Genomic DNA, 16,567 nt, shown 5'->3' with positions numbered 1-16,567 from the left:
ATGCGCCTTAATTTATTCTACCCCGCCGTGGTGCTGGTTGGTCTGGCGCTCTTCTTTCTCTTCCGCCCGCCGGTGGAGACGGACATCAATTTCTTCGGTTTCGCCGAGAGTAACGAGACGGCCGTCAATTACAATTACCCCGTGGTCATCGAGGAGATCCTCGTCCAACCCGGGCAGGCCGTCAAAGCGGGGGAAGCCTTGCTCCGCGTCAGCCGCCGGAAGGCTAAGGAAACCCTGGCCGATCAGTCGTTCCGCATCCGCGAACTCCAGGCGGAGGAGGGCATCTGGCGTAGCCGCAAGCAGGACCAACTCGCCGAACTCCGCCGGGAGGGGGAACAGCGGGTTGCCGCCATCCAACGCGACATCGAGGAAGCCCAGCGCAAGCTGGATTACCAACTCAGCCTCAGCGAGGGCCTCTCCACGGTATCCGTTGCCCCGGCCACTTACCAACCTCTCCGGGATAAAATTGCCGCGCTACGCGACGATCTGGCGCTGGCGCAGGTGAATAGTAAAGAGAAGGTGGAAGCGCTCGAACGTGAGATCGCCCTCGGCGGTAACCCGTACCGGGCTCAAATCGACCGACTCGCCGCCGAGGAGCAGTTTGATGCGGACCAGCAGGTGCAACCCTTCGAAGTCACCGCCCCCGACGACGGGCTGATTGGCAACATTGACGTAAAGGAGGAGGAACACGTCCCCTCCTACGAGACCCTACTCTCCTTCTACGAACCCCACTCCAGCGTGATCCGCGGCTATTTGCACGAGGACCAGACCTCCAAAGTCGATATCGGAAGTGTATTCGAAGTCTACTCCCTCCGCGACCCAAGCCTCGTGTACACTGGCACGGTGATCGGTCTGGGTTCCCGGATCGTCAGCATCCCCGCCCGCCTGCGGAAACTGCGTGACTTTGAGACTTACGGCCGCGAGGTTATCGTGGAGATCACCCCCGAGAACGGATTTCTCCAGAAGGAGAAAGTGGGCCTGCGCTCGGTTGGCGCTGAAAACGTAAGCCGATGAGGGGGCTGTTAACGGGTATCCTACTACTGGGCGTACTGACTTGCGTACGGGGGCAAATCATTACGGCGGAGACCTTTTTCTCCCGGCCCTTACCCACAAACGAAGCTTCTCTTAGTGCTGGTCAGGATCTTGGCGCCGCCCCCCGCATGCCCTGGATCGAACGCTACGAATTCCGTACCGAAACCCGGGATCTGGATGCCGCCAGCCAGGAGTATACCCTCCGGCTACTGCCCTCCACACCGGGGAAGCGTAAGGCTCAACAATCGCTATCGAATACGCTGGAAAACCGCCCCGACTTTGAACGGCAGGAACTCACCTGCGAAGCCATCGAAGACCGCTACGAGGACTGGCTAAAGCTATTCGTCCTCACCGAAGAAGTACGGATGCTGCGCGAACTGGATTTAATCCTACGGGATCGGGAGACCGTCCTCGGTAAAATGGCCGGTAGCCTGGACGTGGACTACCGCGAACTCCTCCGCCTGCGTACGGACCGCACCGATCTACAACTCCGGGCCGGGGAAGCTCAACGTCAGCGCGACTTACTGTTGGCCACTGCCGGTTTAGCCGGGGATAGCCTTTCCTTTGCGGGCTTCGTAGAGCCTGAAGCACTATCAATTGCGGGTAACGGCGATGAATTAGCGACGAATGGTGCCGAACTCAACGCAGAAACGGCTTATGATCTCTCCCTCATCGAGCAAGAATTGGCCCTCGAACGCGCCGGCCAGCGGCAGTATCTGGATTTTGCGCAATTCAAATACCAGGGGCCGCGCGTCAACCCCTTTGAAGAACGATTTTCCATTGGCCTCGGCTTCCAACTCCCGAACCGGGGGAACGATAAGTTAAAGATCCGCGAACTCGAACTGGAACGGGCGGATCTCCTGCAGGAGGTGGATCGCGACCAGCAAGAAGCCGATCGTGATGAACAGGTTTTCAATACCCGTTTCAGTAGCCTGCTAGCGGCCTACGGCGAACGCAAACGGGCCTATCGGGAAGAAGCGACCTACCTTAATGATCTTGGCGGCCGGGTAACTGCTGCCGCTGCCGCCACCCCCTTATTCCTGCTTGACATTCGGGAGCGGTACCTCCGCAACGAACTGCGCCTGCTGGATGCCCGTGATAAGCTGACGGATCTGTACTTGGGCTACCTGAAGAGCGCCGATTCCCTCTGCACTCAGCCCGACGGAAGTTGGCTCCGTGAATAAAGACGGAAGCATCATCCGCCGAAGCCAGGGAAGTCAATGGCCGTCAGGCGCCAGGTGTCACCAACTAGCATTAATTGCGCTTCTCCGGAGCCGGAAAATTCCTTTTGGGTCCCGTTTTCCAATTTTACCTGGTAACTAATGAAGAAGTCGAGCTGTACCCGGCCGGCTTCCCGGTAGTCGTGTACGGCGGTAGGGCGTAGTTGCGTTGCGCTGGCCCGAAAGAAGCAGTCCTGCCAGATTTGGAGGTAGGCGGAAGACAGGTAGCTACTGATGGGAGTTGACTCAGAGGTGTGCAGCCAATTTCGGCTGGGCGGTTGCCTTAGGGCAAACAATTCGGACGTGAAGGCTTCGACGGTACGGAATATGTTGTCCACGCCATACTGGTCCAACTGTACGTATGAGAAACGCAGGGGATGCCGCGGGCCAGCTGGCGCTTCGATGGGCAAAGTCAGAAACTCGGTCGTCAGCCAGTGGTAATAGGCCTGGCTGCCGCGCCACTTTGCGCCGTCCAAATGAATACCCGCAGACCGCAGCTTGGTGACGATGACGGCGATCGCTGCCTCCGCTACCGCTGGGGTAGGTTCACCAGCAGTGGGCCGTGGTTGCCAATTGATTAGTGAACCAATGGTCTGGGTGGGAACGGGCTTCGAATAGCGCTCAATTTCTCCCCAAGTGGAGCTGATGAGTTGGTCCAAATACTGTTCCTCGGAGCCAGAGAGGTCGAAATTATTATCCATAGCGGTGGAGTAGATGCTCACCGAATATAGATCAAAGCATAATTCTAAACAAGGTGTTGACGTAGAAAATGATGGCTAGTCTACAGTCTGTAGTCTATAGTCAGGCCGCCGCTACAGACTACAGACTAAAGACTGTAGACTAAAAACTACCTTCGCCCCATGAAAGCGTTCGACCTCAGCCAACTTGATTTTGCTAAATCCCCCGACGGATTGCTCCCCGCCATCGTGCAGGATGCCACTACGCGGGTCGTCCTGATGCAGGGCTATGTCAACCGGGAGGCCGTGGAGCAAACCCTGGCCACGAAAAAGGTCACCTTTTTCAGCAGAAGTAAGGGCCGCCTCTGGACGAAGGGAGAAACCAGCGAAAACTACCTCCACCTCGTCAGCATGGCCGCCGATTGCGATCGGGATAGCCTCCTCATCCAGGCAAACCCTTCCGGCCCCACCTGCCATACCGGCGACGATACCTGCTGGGGGGAAGCGAATCAAGGCGAGTTTCTCAGCCACCTCGAAAGAACCATCCAGAACCGGCGGGATAACCCATCGGAGAAAAGCTACACCAGCCAGCTCCTGGCCCGCGGCATCAATAAAGTCGCCCAGAAGGTGGGGGAAGAAGCCGTAGAACTCGTCATCGAAGCGAAAGACGATGATCGCGACCTCTTCCTCGGTGAAGCCGCCGATCTGATGTACCACTACATTGTCCTATTGGCCGCGAAGGGCTATACGCTGGATGACGTCCGGGAGGTGTTGCGGTCACGGCATAGTTGAAGCTCTGTCTTTGTCACTCCGCCTGGGCTCCGTCCCTATTACTTGGCACCTGCGGCAGCGCATTATTAGTCTATAGTCTGTAGTCTATAGTCTTCAGTCACGCCAGGACTACAGACTAAAGACTATAGACTGTAGACTATAATACCGCAACTTTTCCCCACCCCCAAGCCGTTCTCTTTTACGTAATCAAACTACAAACTATGACCCTCGAACAGCAAATCACTACCGACATGAAAACGGCCATGAAGGCTAAGGATAAGGTGAGTCTGCGTGGCATCCGCGCCATCAAATCCGCCATCTTGCTGCAGAAGACGGACGGCAGCGGCAAGGAACTGGATAAGGACGGCGAGATCGCGCTGTTGCAAAAACTCGTGAAGAGCCGCCGGGACAGCCTGGACATCTACACTAAGCAAAACCGGGAAGACCTGGCCGCCACCGAGCGCGAAGAGATCGAAGTGATCAGCCGCTACCTGCCCGAAGCACTTTCGGAAGAGGAACTCGGCAAACTGGTCGACGACGTGATTGCCAAGACCGGCGCCAGCGGTATGAAGGACATGGGCAAAGTGATGGGCATGGCCAACAAAGCCGCCGCCGGCCGCGCCGAAGGCAAAGCGATCGCCGCCATGGTAAAAACCAAGTTGGCCTCCTGATCGCCAAGCCAATTTAGACAATAAGAAAGCCCGCTTCGCCAATTGGTGAAGCGGGCTTTTTAAGTCCGATAACTCAGGTGCGAGCGTTCGGCCTACTGAACGGTCAGCTTACTGGTCGTCACGTGGTCCGCACCGGTTACCTGGATGAGGTAGATGCCGGCGGGCAGTTGGTCCGTGGCGAAAGAAGTCTGGTTCTTTCCGGGCGTGAGGTCCAACTGGCGGACGGCGAGGGTACGGCCGTCAGCAGTCATGAGCCGTACGGTGGCGGCGCCGGAACGCTCTGCGGTGATGCGGACGTTAGCCGTTTCGCTGGCGGGGTTCGGGAACACATCTACGCTGGTCTGGCCGAGCTCGGCGTCGACGACGTCAACCAGCATACCATTTTCAACGAGGACACCTAGGTCACCAACTTCGGCGGTAAAGTTGTCGTTGAGGTCGGAGGTCAGTACGGCGGGAGACTCGTAGAAGAAGAGGTCGAGCATTTCGATGTTGTCCACCCACCATCCGGTAGCGCCGGTGTTGGCGTCGGAGAGGAAGCGGAAACGGAAGAAGATCTCCTGGTCGCGGTATTGGCTCAGGTCGATGATGATTTCCTGGTAACCACGGCTGTCGCCCCAGAAGGAACCGTCGCCGCGTAGCGCTTCGGTAGCATTGGGCGCCACTTCACCACGGAACTTACCCCGGAGGAGTTGGCTGCTGGGAACGCGCGTCCAGGTGTTCTCGTCCAAGCTGATTTCAACGATACCTGCATCCCAACCGGGCTCGGTGGCGTACTGCGTCAAGAAGCGTAGCGCGGGATTAGCACCCTCTACCAAAATTGGGTCAAAGGTTACCAGTTGCTGGTCGGACTCTACTTCATCGTTGGCTACGAACCAAGCGAGGTCACCTTCGAAAGCGCGGCTTTCGGTATCCGTCCAGAGTATAGCACCCGCTTCGTTTACGAATGACCAATTGTCATCACCATCCTCAGCACCATCAAAGAAGTAGGTTTCGGAACCAAGGGTGGGATCGGCGGTGAGATCGTAGCGAATGACGACTTCATCTTCAAAGGCCATGGTGCCGATGTTGAACGTAATCACGTCTCCTTCCAGCGTGAAACTAGGTACACCCTCAACGGTAGCTTGGTCGAGGACCATACCCGCGGGAATCACGTCGGTAATGACTACGTTCTCCGTAACCTCGGGGCGGTAGCTGAACGCTCGCAGCGTGTAGCCAACTGCTTCCCCGGGCTCGATCACGTTGGCGTCGACGGTTTTCTTGAGTTGGACGTTGGCGTCACAGTAGGGAGACAGATCAAAACCTTCGTCGTTGTCCGTCCGGTTGTCGTCCGTACCCTGAGTAGCGGAGAAGCCGAGGCCACGCTTAGCAAAGATTTCGTAAAGCTCACACTGTTCTGCACCTCCAAAAACAACGCGGTTGGCTTCCAGGATACCGTCGCGAGCATCAATGAGGCCGGGGCCACAGGCGGTGTACTTCATGCCTTCCACGACGAGGCGGACGGCCTTATTGTTACCACCCGTTCCGTTGATGAGGTCGGGGTCGAAGCCATCCTGCTCCACGTAGTGCCAGTAAAGATCCCAAAGGGTAGCGGCCCAAACTTCACCGAGGGGGTGGGGGGCACCTTCAAAGCCAGTGAAGATGACGTCGTTGTAAGTCTTATCGTTGATACTGAGGTCGGTACTGTACGCCTGTGAACGAATACCACGTCCGGAGATCGTGCTACCAGTGGCGTAGTTACCAATTCCTCGTGCTTCGGTACCGTCCGGAGTGTCGGTGATGGTCAGTGGCGTAGAGGCCAGCGTGAAGAAATCGGACCAACCTTCACCCATCTGCTCATCGTTGCGGAGGCAGCTGGCGTTGCTGGGGCCGCCCACGAGGCGGTTAGATACACCGTGGCCAAATTCGTGGGCCACGATGCCGGCGTCGAAGTCACTGGCCGTGGGCGGAGGAGATTGGTTCTCCAATTTGACCCGAACGTTGTTACCAGCGTCCAACTCCGCGCGGAAGAGATCACATACTTGAGTCGTGGTACTAACGGCTGGGATAGTGATCTGCCGTGCCGGGTTACCGGTCATACCAATCAACCCATCTACGTTGTTACAGATGATGACGGCGATGGCGCCAGCGTCCTGAGCGTTCAGGACCTTGTCCACGAAGAAACAGTCGCCACGGGTGATGAGCGCGATGTTCCCCGCCAGATCAGAACCATTTACGGCGGCCTCACACATGAGGTTTGGCGCGGCGGAAGCATCGAAGGCACGAACTACGTCCCCTTCGTAAGGGCCATTCAGCGCAACGTCGGGGCCAAAGTCAGCTTCGCCGGTAGCGAAAGTTGACATGAGTGAAGCCGGCTCCACACCCTGGAGCAAACCAGGATTATTAGTGAAGAGCATCATCTGCATCCGGGGGTTACCACCGTCCGCGGGGGTAAAGAAGTTGGCGTTGTTGGTGCCGGATCCGTCCATTACCTCGGCGAAGACTTCGTCACCGGGCTGGCCACCGTTCTTGTAGTTGTTGTTCTGGAAGTTACCCGCGCTTTCGGTGAAGCCGTGGGCGTACAACCAGTCGTGCATCTTATTCGTGGTGTAGAAAGACTGCACCATGGCGGCGGAAAGGTTACCATCCACGTTGCCTCCGGGGGTGAAGGGGAAGTCGAAGAGGAGCTCGGCACCACCTTCGGCGGTTTCGGCGTCGGGGCTATTGTTGTTATCGGTACCTACTTCACGGTCGGGATAAGCGTAAACGTTATTGCCACGGGTGATGGTGAATTCGGCACCTTCCGTCTCATTGGTGTCGTGCCAGCCGAAGGGGGAAGCGTTAGCGTCTGCTGGGTTGACTTCCAGGACGCGCGCTCCGTGGAGGGGAGATTCCTCGCCGAAGGGAATGACGTTGTACGTCGCTCCGTCCATGACGGACTGCTTACCCAGCGTAGTGGCGGCGTTCGTCACTTTAGGAGTCGCCGCGCGGCAGTCAGCGGCCAGGTCGTGCTGGTGGCCACCACCGAAGTCACAGTGGAGGACGAGGTCGTCCTTACTGATCAGATCGCCAGTATTGGCATCCACCATGATGTAGTAGTAGTGAGCGTCCGCCTCGTGCTGGTCGATGAGGACTCGCCAGGCCAGCTTCAGGCCTTCCTCCGTATGGAGGTAGTTCAGCTGAGCCGTGATGGGCTCCGGAGATACGGCGGGCCAGACGAAGCGCTCGTCGGCACCACTCTTGGCCATCGCGATGGGCTGGCCAAAGGCGGGAGCCACTTCGGAGGCAGCGTTAAATACAGCTTTGTGTGCGTTGACGGCTGGCGTTGCCGCGGGAGCATTGGCCACCACGTCGCGTTCCAGGCCGATGTTCTTGCTCACCAGCTTCTGGCCACGGTAGTGCAGAATCGCCTGAGCGTTATTCACTGGGATACCGTTGTGGTACTGCGCCAGGTAAACGTGCTCCACGCCACCGGGGGAGGCGTAGGCGTCGGAGACCCGCAGATCCGCTACGTCACCCGCCTTAAGGCCGAGTTGCTCGTAGTTTTGCTGGAGATAGTTTTGGGCAGCTTTTTCGGACTGCGCCGAGAGGCCCGTCCCCACGGCGAGGAGGAGCAAGCAGGTAAAGAATTGCTTCATGAAAAGTGACTTGTGAAAGTTAGAGCGTGCGAAGAGGAGCGGGATCAAGCCCCTCGAATCCAGTTAAAAGGTCAGAACGAAAAATAAATCGTTCCCAACCGGCCGCCAAAGCTAACAAACCAAGCCCAACTCCCGAGTTACCACGAATAATGAAGGGCCACCCACCCCGCCTTTAGACGGCTACCGGACACATCTTTCACGAATCCACGTACTAAGCACCTCTTCCCAGGTTAGCCAGACCCTGAAGGGGTCCCCCCATAACCCAGGGTCCCGAAGCCGTAAGGCTGAAGACCCTGGGTGTGTATGATGCATAATTCCGGGGTCGCTCAGGCCCTCTCCCCCGGCCCCTTTCGCTTCGCGGCTACTACGTGGTCCGAAGGAGAGGGGAGACGTGATAGTCGTGATAGGTATGACAGCGTGATAAAAGTGACAGGTAGACAGCTACGAATCCGCATACTGCACCTGATCCGTCTCCAACAACGGTTTCAGCTGATAGCGGAGGAAAAGCTGCGCGGTAGCTAGGACGTCCTTTTCGCAGTAGGTGGCGATGCGCTCCAGGTCATCCTCTTCCCAGAAGACGCGGCCTACGTCGCTGCCGTCGATGTCGTCCTTCGGGGTGGGGAAGCCGAAGACGCCGGCGAGTAGCTTCAGGGAAGTGTAATTTTTAAAGTCGCCAAACTTCCACAGCGTCATCGTATCGAGCAGGTGCTGAAGTTCCCAGGGTTTCTTTCCCACGATGCTCAGCATCCGGGGCAGTTTCAGTTGGTTGATGACCATCCGCCGGCACATGTAGGGGACGTCGAACTCTTTGATGTTATGGCCACAGATGAACTGCCGCTGCACGTCGCCGTAGTACTGGTCCAGCATGGTGTTGAAGTCCTGGAGCAGCTTCTTCTCGTCCCGGTCGGCGAAAGATTTTAGGCGGATTCGCAACCGCTTATCGCTCTTGTCTCGGAAAACGAAACCGACGCTGATGCAGACGATCTTACCAAACTCCGCAAAAATGCCGGCCTTTTCCGTGTAAGCATCAGCTAATTCCTCCTCCGTAAATTCTTCCCCGTAGCGGCGCGTGGCGGAGGGCGCCTTGTAGCCCCACAGGCCCTGCATCGTCTCGTCCATCTCCGCGTAGGAGGGCGACCCGCTTACCGTTTCAATGTCCAGGAAAAGCACTTTGGTAACGTCGATCTGCTCTAACATACTGCTGTTTTTATCTGCGCAAGATACGACGTAATGTGCTGAATTTGATGACGAAAGGTTAAATAGTAAGCAAATTATTCCAACTTGCCAAGTTGCCGCAGCAGGTTAGAAACACTGTTGCGGAGCACAAAATCCACCCGCCGGTTGGTGGCCCGGCCCTCATCGGTCGCGTTGGACGTCAGCGGTCCGAACTCCCCCTGGCTGGCGGCGACGACACGGTTGGGGCTGAGGTAATAGGTTTCGGCGAGTTCCTGGGCGAGGTAGTTGGCCCGTAACGACGCGTATTCCAGGTTGCTCGTGTTCCGGCGCGGGTTAGGTTTGTTGTCCGTATGGCCGATCACTTCCAGTTTGAGGAGTGGGTCCGCCTGCAGCGCGTCCATCACGCTCCGGAGGATGATCTCAGCTTCGTCCGCCAGTTTGTTGACGGATTTGGGCTGGAACAAAAGATCTTCCTGCACACTCAGCCGCACCTCGCCACCGGTGATGTTGATGCGGTACTTTTCCGTCGGGACGGCATCCATCAGCGCCTTATCCATCACGACGGAAGCCTTGGTAAGGCCAGCCTCAAATTCCTCAACGAGCGCTTGTTGCTGGGCCAGCAACGAATCCCTCGATGCCTGGATGGCGGCGGCTTCCGCCCGGGCGGCCTTCAGCTCTCCGGCCAAGCGGGAGCTGGTATTGGTCAGGTTGCCCTGCACGTCGTCGAGTTCGTCCTCCTGCTGGGCGAGGCGATCCTGTAATTTGTCCTGAGTAAGGATCAGCGCATCGTTAGCGCCCCGGCTGCGCTCGAGCATGAGGTTTAGCCGGTCGATCTTATTGTCCTGGAGATCGATTTGGCTATTCAGAGTGTCAATCCGCTGGACGTAGGCTTGGCTCGTCCGTTTAAATTTTCCGGACGAAACGCAGGCCGAAAGGCAGAGGCTGACGGTAATCAAAAGAAGTAGGCGCAAAATGGTAAACGTTGGTTACTGGCGAAAGTAAGGGCTGGCCGGCGAACGGACATCCGTAAACCGGAAGTCCTGCTACCGCTTAAATAGCGTTCAGTCCGCCACCGGGGTGGGTTGGAAACTCAGACTCCGGCCGTGTTCCTTCAGCCAGCGGTCGTAGGTTTTGTAGTCCGGCAGGGCCCGGGCCACCTGCGCCCAGAACCGGGAAGAATGGTTCGCCTCCACCAAGTGGGCCAGCTCGTGAATGATGACGGCATCCAGCACTTCCGGTGGGGCCAGCAGTAGCCGCGAGGAGAGGTTGATGTTGCCCTTGCTGGAACAACTCCCCCAGCGCGAGGTCGTATCGCTCATCTTTACCGAATTAACCGGGCGTTGAAAGTGGCGCTCGTTCAGTTCGTGCACCCGTTTGGTCACCTCCGGGAGGTGCTCGTTGGCAAAGTAGCGGGCCAGGAGTTTGGGGATGATCTTGCCGGATTCCACCCGATCATCGTCCGCGTAGAGCAGAGCCAGCAGCGTGCCGTCAGCCTGTTTGGAAATAGTATGGTGTTTCAGCGGGTGGCTTTCCACGTTGATCCGGTAGGTCTCGTCCTGGATGGTAAAGGTGTAGGCGTCAGCTACGGCGGCCGTCCGGAAACGCGCGAAGGCTTCCGGTTTCTTTTGGTAGGTAGCGCGGGCCCAGTTCAGCATGTCCTCAATACCGGCGCGCCGCTCCTGGCCGCGGAGGTGGTCCGGTACGCGGATGATCAGGGCTTTGGATGCCAGGGAGGCCCGAATATTTCGACGGCCCCGTTCCAGGACAACTTGTACCGGTACGGTGAGCCCGTCCAACTCCAGCGTTGTCCACCGTTCACCAACTTTTCGGGGGCGCTTGGCCATGGCTATTCAAAAATTTCGAGGCCTTCGAACAGCGGGTCGATGTCATCAAAACTCTTGTAGCCTACCTTTTCTTCGCTGCTGCCGCGCACGGCGAATCCCCGTGAAGAGAAGTCAGTTACAATACCCTTTGGGTCCGTATCCGCCAGGGCGATTTGCAGGTAGATGGGATAGGCTTTCAGTAGTTCCCGCAGGTCATCCAGGGTGAACGGCGATCCTTCGGCGAGGTCCTGCCAGGTAATTCCTCCGTCCTCAAAATCCAGGATGATGCCCGTCGCTTCCGTCAGTTCCTCCAGTGCTTCGCGTACGTCTTCGGTGGAATGGTAGCCCGCAACCGGGAGGTGAGCGTACACTTTTCGATCACCGTCAAGAAAGGTTTTTTGCGCTGCCGCGGGTGCGGAGTTGGGGATAACGACGGACGTCAGCCCGTGTTCCACCATCCCCTCCAACACTGCACCTGCGTCAGCGCCGGAGGATAATTCTACGGCGATCTCCGGACCGGTGATCCATTCACGCATGGCGTTGAGCGTCGTCCAGTCCACCCCGCCGGGGCCGAGGGGGAAGGCCAGTAGTTGGACTTCCCAGGCGGCGAAGTAGCGGGCGTCCGTCAGGTGGGTAACTCCCGTGGCGATAACTTTGGTGGCGAGCATAGCGTGGATGGGTTGGCGGGCAAAAGTACCACCGCCATCATTTGCCGGCAACCACGACGACGATCTCCCCCTTGATGGAAGGCTTGGCCTCGTAGTGCGCCTTCAACGCCGCGAGGGTGTCGGTCGTGATCTCCTCGTGGAGCTTGGTGATCTCGCGGGCCACGCAGGCCTTGCGGCCCTCCCCACAAAACTCGATGAGCTGGCCAAGTAGTTTGACGATCCGGTGCGGGCTTTCGTACAACGCAAAGGTGTTGTCCAGCCCGGAAAGGTAAATGAGCCGCGTCTGCCGCCCCTTTTTGTGGGGCAGGAAACCCTCGAAGTGAAACTTATCGCAGGGAATGCCGCTAGCCGCCAAGGCCGGGACGAAGGCCGCCGGGCCGGGTAAACAACTTACCTCAACCCCGGCCTCCCGGCAAGCCCGGACCAACAAAAAACCGGGGTCGCTGATACCGGGCGTACCCGCGTCAGTGATGAGCGCAAAGACCGCCCCTTCGCCGAGTTCCGCGACGAGTTGGTCCACGATGGCGTGTTCGTTGTGGGCGTGGTAGGACCGCAAATTCGTCTCGATCCCGTAGTGCTTCATCAATGGCCGGCTCGTACGGGTATCCTCCGCCAGAATGAGATCCGCTTCCGCGAGAATGCGCAGCGAACGCTGGGAAATATCTTCACGGTTGCCGATGGGCGTGGGGACGAGGTAGAGCATGGGTAGTCGGGTAGTCGGGTAGTAGCGTAGTCGGGTGGTGCGGTACTACCCGACTACCCGACTACGCTACTACCCGACTGCAAAGCTACTCTTCTAGACCTAAACGGACGGCCCGGCGGACGACCTCCACGGTACCGACAAAGGCGGCGTGGCCGGCCAGGTTCTGCGCTTTATCCTGGGCAAGGTCTGCACCCGCAGCGGGAATGAGGCCCAGGGCGGGCATGGCCAGTTGCTTGGTGGTCGTCATCAACTGGTCGCGGCTGATCTTTTGAGCGTCGGGGATGGCCTCAATGAGCAGGCCGTAGGCGCCACCGATGAGCCCACCCATGCCAAATTCGATGAGGGTAGCGACGACCTCTTCTTGCTCGTCGGTAAAGATGTCGCCCGCCATATCTTCAATGCCATCGACTGCGGCGTCGGCGATCTTGTCCTCGGCCTGCTTAGTGCCCGGCGCCACTTGGTTATCGACGATCATTTTGATGCCCACGGCCACGAGGCCACCGATAAAACCGGCCAGGAAGCCTTTGCCGTAATCTTTGGTGCCGAACGTCTCCGTCTTGGCCATGAATTCATCGACGGAATCGATCTTCTGGCCGGTGACTTCCTGGATTCGTTGGGTATCAAAATCGTTGGTGAAGTCCTTTGCGGTAGAGAAAATAGTATCGAGTAGGGAAGCGGCCATGGCGGTCGGGTTGATGGTTGGTTACGGCGGTGAAACGCCGCGCCCGGCCGGGGGTTCGTCTGATAACCCATTTAGCTGCTCCGTTTGGTGGCTACTTCGCGTTTAGCTCCCCTAACACTTCGTTGACGGGGTATTCGCTGCCAAGCGGTTGCTGGCTGAGCAATTCCAACTTCGCGCGGGCCGCACCGAGTTGTTCTTCGTGGAGGTCGATCAGGCTGAGGTACCACAAGGCGGCGGCGTCCGCTTCGTCGTGCGTGTCGGGCAACTGCTGGAGGTAGCGCTTCCCTTCGGCGTAGTTGCCGGTGGCCATGGCGGAGGTGCCAGCCATGAGTTCGGGCAGGTAGTCGTCCGGGAAAGGATTGCTCTCCAAATAAGCGCGCAGGGAAACCAGCGCGAGGTCATAATCTTCGGAGAGGTAATGACGGCGGCCCTGCTCCAGTAGGCTGGCGTCGGGGTCCAAAGTGGCGACGGCAACGGCGCGGGTATTGCCGGCATTCGCGGGCATTTCGGCTTGGAAATACTGGCGGTACAGTACCTCGCCGGGCGTAGCGTTCCGGTAGCCCTGCACCATCAGGACGGCGACGAGAAGCAGGAGGGCAGTGGAAAGAAAGGGAATTAGTTTTTTCAAGTATTGAGCACTTCGGAGGGCAAAGATAGGGCGAAGCGCCGGGCCATACCGTTAGCAAATCGTTACCGTAGCAGTTGGCCGAACCTTAAGCGCGTCGGCCCACGGCGGCGAGCTCATCTACGAACTTCAGCATGGCGTCGAGGCCGGAGATGACACGGACGCGCTCCGTCTCCGAAAAGTCGTGCATCGCCGCCTGGTAACCCGTCAGGAGCAAGGTGGAATTGGGGCAGGCCTCCAGCACCCCGGCCACGTGGCTCTCCACGGGCTCGTGGATGTAGGCGTTGCCAACGATGGTGAACAGGTAATCCGGTTGCTGCACGCGGGAGAGGTCGGCCAGGTCACTGACGCTGACGTCCGCTCCCAAGTAAAAGGTCTGAAACTGCCGCTTCCGCAGGAGGTAGCTGATGAACATCAGGCTGAGTTCCTGCCGTTCCCCGTCGGGTAGGTAGAGGGCAAAAGTCGGCCCCTTCGGTTTGCGCGCGGGCGCAATGTCGTTGATGGCGGAAATGATCTTCTGGCGGATGATCCCCCCGATGAAGGCTTCCTGAATGGGCGTGACGGAACCCGTAAAGTAGAGCACTCCTAACTTACTGAGGAAGGGGTAAATGAACTGCAGCATTGTCTCCTCAATCCCCCGCTGCTTGATGTTGGTATCAAGGATGTGGCTGAACTTGAACTCATCCATTTCCACGGTCGCCAGCGTCATCGCGTCGAGTTGGGTATCCTCGCTGACGGTGATGGAGCTGAGGGAGGCCACCTTCTCGGCGCGGTCGTGGGCACTCATCTTGGCGATCTTGGAGATCTTGAGGCCGTTCTTATTCAGTAGGGCGACGTTGAGTAGCTCGCGCAAATCCTCGTCGAGGTAGTACCGGATGTTGGTTTCCGTCCGCCGGGGGGTAACGATCTGGTAGCGCTGCTCCCACGCACGTAGCGTAGCGGCCTTGATGCCGGTGAGCTTTTCCAGGTCGCTAATGGAGTAGACGGCCAAGGCGGGTTGGGGGTGTTGCTGGAAACGGAGCGGTGAGGCAATTAAGCTCAACCAGCGCACGCAGGTTACAGTGAGGAATTCGGTTCAGGCCGCATCGAAAGGAGCGAGCGCAGGGCTAACGTGAACCCGGCAGATTTGTTCAGGTCGGCTTTTCTTAAGCCTAACTCTCAATCTTATCCTGCCCCATCAGGAAGGCAAAGTCCTGCAGGCCCTTTACGTGGCTGAAGATCGTCCGGATGATCCCCGTCAGCGGAATGGCGATCACCGCTCCAACTGGTCCCCAAAGGATGGCGAGGCCCACCACGCAGATGATGGTAGCCAACGGGTTCAGGCTCACCTCGTCGCCAACGATGAGCGGCGTCAAAAAGTAACTCTCTACCACCTGGGCGACGCTCATCGTAATGAGGACACCAAAGACGGCGTAGGAACCACCGCCGTCGGAAAAGGCGAGGGCCACGGCGATCAAACCACCAATGATGTTACCCAAGTAGGGGATCAGACTCATGAAGGCGACCAGGATGGCAATGAGAATGGCGTAGTCCATCCCCACGATCAAAAAACCAATGGCGTAGAGAACGGAGAGCGTAGCGATCAAAATCAACTGCCCCCGGAGGTAGCGCTGCACGACCGTCCGGCTTTCGTTCAGGGTCTGGTGGGCGAGGCCCCGATCTTCATCCGGTGACAAGCGTAGAATGAAGTGGCGCAGGCGTTGCTTCTGGGTCAGGAGCAGGATGACGTAGACGAGCGTGAGTACGAAGTCGCCCATCGCACCGATGGTAGTACCCAGGATACTCAGGATGCTGCCTCCGGAAACCGGCATGTCGGCCATCATGGATTCGTCCGGATCGCCCGAAGGTAGTTCGGGGATGAGGCTGCCCAAACCCGAGTTGGACCGGAATTTATTCAGCTGCGCCGATAGCGATTGCTCGATCTCCGGCCAGTTTTCAACGAAGGCATTTACCTGTTGCCCGATGGCGAAAAAGAGGATCAGGAAGAAGAGCAGCAACACAAAAAAGGCCCCGAAAATGGCGAAGCCTGGCTTCCACCCGAACGACCGTAGTTTATCGTCAATCGGATCGATGATCAGCGCCAAAATGCCAGCTACCAACAGGGGTAGCAACAGTGGTTTGCCAAAGTACAACAGGGCAATCACCCCAATGACCAGCGCAACCTGTAGGGTGGCGCGTAAAAGAGGAGAATCAGTAGTAGTCGGCATGGTAGGAGTTGAGCCCGCTGGCTAGCGGCGCTTACTCCAACCGTTGCGTAGGTACGGTGTTCGCTGCCAACAACTCCCGCCGCCAGTTCACCCAGCCGTAAGCCGCCACGCCAATGTTGATCACCATCATCAAGGCGAAAAGCTGCGCCCCCTGCCCGAGGTAGATCCACACGTACACGGCGTCGATCACGATCCAGTACAGCCAGTTTTCCAGCTTCCTCCGCACCAAAAGGAAGGTCGCCCCCACGCTGAAGGCCGTCGTCAGCGCATCCGGGTAGGTCGCCGCCGCCTGGAGGGTATTACTGAAAAAGTAGCCGAGGGCGCTGCCGCAGGTGCCGGCCAAGGACAGGTAAAATAGGTGCTGCCCCAAAGTCATCCGGCTAACGGGGAGCGCCGTACCGGACCGGGAACCAAATTGCCACTGCCACACCCCAACGCCGGCCATGACGAGGTAAAACCCCTGCAACAACGCATCGGATACCAAGTCGTAGACCACCAGCGACTGGTACCCCCAAACCGAAGTACTAACGGCCGCAAACAACCAACACCAGTTGTTCCCCCGCGCCGCCAGTACCACGTAGGCAATGGACGTCAGGATGGCCAACCAGTCCAGTGGCTGAGCGGCGGCGAGTTGGGTGAGGAGTTCGGACATATTTGTAGTATCGTAGTATCGTAGTAGGGTAGTCGGGTAGTACGTA

Annotated in this window: 16 protein-coding genes; 4 read left to right on the top strand and 12 right to left on the bottom strand. The window is 58.0% G+C overall.

Annotation, left to right across the window (positions count from 1 at the left end):
- Both A3850_RS03785 and A3850_RS03780 read left to right on the top strand, forming a co-directional pair.
- A complete protein-coding gene (locus tag A3850_RS03785; RefSeq protein WP_068214351.1) occupies positions 1–1,014 on the top strand; it encodes an HlyD family secretion protein in 1,014 nt (337 codons plus the stop codon).
- Positions 1,011–2,216, top strand: a complete 1,206-nt coding sequence (locus A3850_RS03780; RefSeq protein ID WP_068214349.1) for a hypothetical protein — start codon at positions 1,011–1,013, stop codon at positions 2,214–2,216. The genes A3850_RS03785 and A3850_RS03780 overlap by 4 nt, the downstream gene beginning before the upstream one ends.
- Before the next feature lie 11 nt (positions 2,217–2,227).
- On the opposite strand, the gene A3850_RS03775 is transcribed toward A3850_RS03780, so the two are convergent.
- The gene (locus A3850_RS03775) at positions 2,228–2,953 is read right to left on the bottom strand and encodes a hypothetical protein (protein ID WP_068214348.1); all 726 of its coding nucleotides are present in this window, start codon (positions 2,951–2,953) and stop codon (positions 2,228–2,230) included.
- Between the two features lie 159 nt (positions 2,954–3,112).
- Here A3850_RS03775 and hisIE point away from each other — a divergent pair, with 159 nt between their 5' ends.
- Together hisIE and A3850_RS03765 are read left to right on the top strand one after the other, a co-directional pair.
- Entirely contained in the window at positions 3,113–3,721 is a 609-nt protein-coding gene (gene hisIE / locus A3850_RS03770; RefSeq protein ID WP_068214346.1) for a bifunctional phosphoribosyl-AMP cyclohydrolase/phosphoribosyl-ATP diphosphatase HisIE, read from the top strand.
- Positions 3,722–3,921: 200 nt separating this feature from the next.
- Positions 3,922–4,371 carry a GatB/YqeY domain-containing protein gene (locus tag A3850_RS03765; protein ID WP_068214344.1) on the top strand — a complete coding sequence of 150 codons (450 nt, stop codon included), beginning with the start codon at positions 3,922–3,924 and terminating at the stop codon, positions 4,369–4,371.
- Between the two features lie 92 nt (positions 4,372–4,463).
- Here A3850_RS03765 and A3850_RS03760 read toward each other — a convergent pair whose 3' ends face one another.
- The 11 genes from A3850_RS03760 to pnuC all read right to left on the bottom strand — a co-directional run bounded on the left by A3850_RS03760 (position 4,464) and on the right by pnuC (position 16,521).
- Positions 4,464–7,985 (bottom strand): M36 family metallopeptidase, encoded by a 3,522-nt coding sequence (locus A3850_RS03760; protein WP_068214342.1) that lies wholly within the window; start codon positions 7,983–7,985, stop codon positions 4,464–4,466.
- Between the two features lie 441 nt (positions 7,986–8,426).
- Positions 8,427–9,182 (bottom strand): ribonuclease H-like domain-containing protein, encoded by a 756-nt coding sequence (locus tag A3850_RS03755; protein ID WP_068214340.1) that lies wholly within the window; start codon positions 9,180–9,182, stop codon positions 8,427–8,429.
- Between the two features lie 74 nt (positions 9,183–9,256).
- A complete protein-coding gene (locus A3850_RS03750) occupies positions 9,257–10,132 on the bottom strand; it encodes an OmpA family protein (protein ID WP_068214338.1) in 876 nt (291 codons plus the stop codon).
- A 90-nt stretch (positions 10,133–10,222) separates the two neighbouring features.
- Entirely contained in the window at positions 10,223–11,005 is a 783-nt protein-coding gene (locus A3850_RS03745) for a M48 family metallopeptidase (RefSeq protein ID WP_068214336.1), read from the bottom strand.
- Positions 11,006–11,007: 2 nt separating this feature from the next.
- On the bottom strand, positions 11,008–11,652 hold the full coding sequence (locus A3850_RS03740; protein ID WP_157500866.1) for a hypothetical protein: 645 nt from the start codon (positions 11,650–11,652) through the stop codon (positions 11,008–11,010).
- Between the two features lie 37 nt (positions 11,653–11,689).
- Positions 11,690–12,355 carry a 16S rRNA (cytidine(1402)-2'-O)-methyltransferase gene (gene rsmI, locus A3850_RS03735; RefSeq protein ID WP_068214331.1) on the bottom strand — a complete coding sequence of 222 codons (666 nt, stop codon included), beginning with the start codon at positions 12,353–12,355 and terminating at the stop codon, positions 11,690–11,692.
- A gap of 85 nt (positions 12,356–12,440) precedes the next feature.
- A complete protein-coding gene (locus A3850_RS03730; RefSeq protein ID WP_068214329.1) occupies positions 12,441–13,037 on the bottom strand; it encodes a hypothetical protein in 597 nt (198 codons plus the stop codon).
- Positions 13,038–13,128: 91 nt separating this feature from the next.
- Positions 13,129–13,665, bottom strand: coding sequence for a hypothetical protein (locus A3850_RS03725; RefSeq protein WP_068214327.1), 537 nt, complete (start codon positions 13,663–13,665; stop codon positions 13,129–13,131).
- A gap of 85 nt (positions 13,666–13,750) precedes the next feature.
- Positions 13,751–14,704, bottom strand: a complete 954-nt coding sequence (locus A3850_RS03720) for a MerR family transcriptional regulator (protein WP_231915275.1) — start codon at positions 14,702–14,704, stop codon at positions 13,751–13,753.
- Positions 14,705–14,813: 109 nt separating this feature from the next.
- Positions 14,814–15,869: an AI-2E family transporter gene (locus A3850_RS03715; protein WP_076639920.1), complete on the bottom strand. Its 1,056-nt coding sequence runs from the start codon at positions 15,867–15,869 to the stop codon at positions 14,814–14,816.
- Between the two features lie 31 nt (positions 15,870–15,900).
- Positions 15,901–16,521: a nicotinamide riboside transporter PnuC gene (gene pnuC, locus A3850_RS03710; protein WP_068214322.1), complete on the bottom strand. Its 621-nt coding sequence runs from the start codon at positions 16,519–16,521 to the stop codon at positions 15,901–15,903.
- Between the last annotated feature and the right edge of the window lie 46 nt (positions 16,522–16,567).

The sequence above is a fragment of the Lewinella sp. 4G2 genome (assembly GCF_001625015.1).
GTDB lineage: Bacteria > Bacteroidota > Bacteroidia > Chitinophagales > Saprospiraceae > Neolewinella.
The sequence above is the reverse complement of the archived record's forward strand: the minus strand, read 5'-3'. Positions and strand labels throughout refer to the sequence as shown.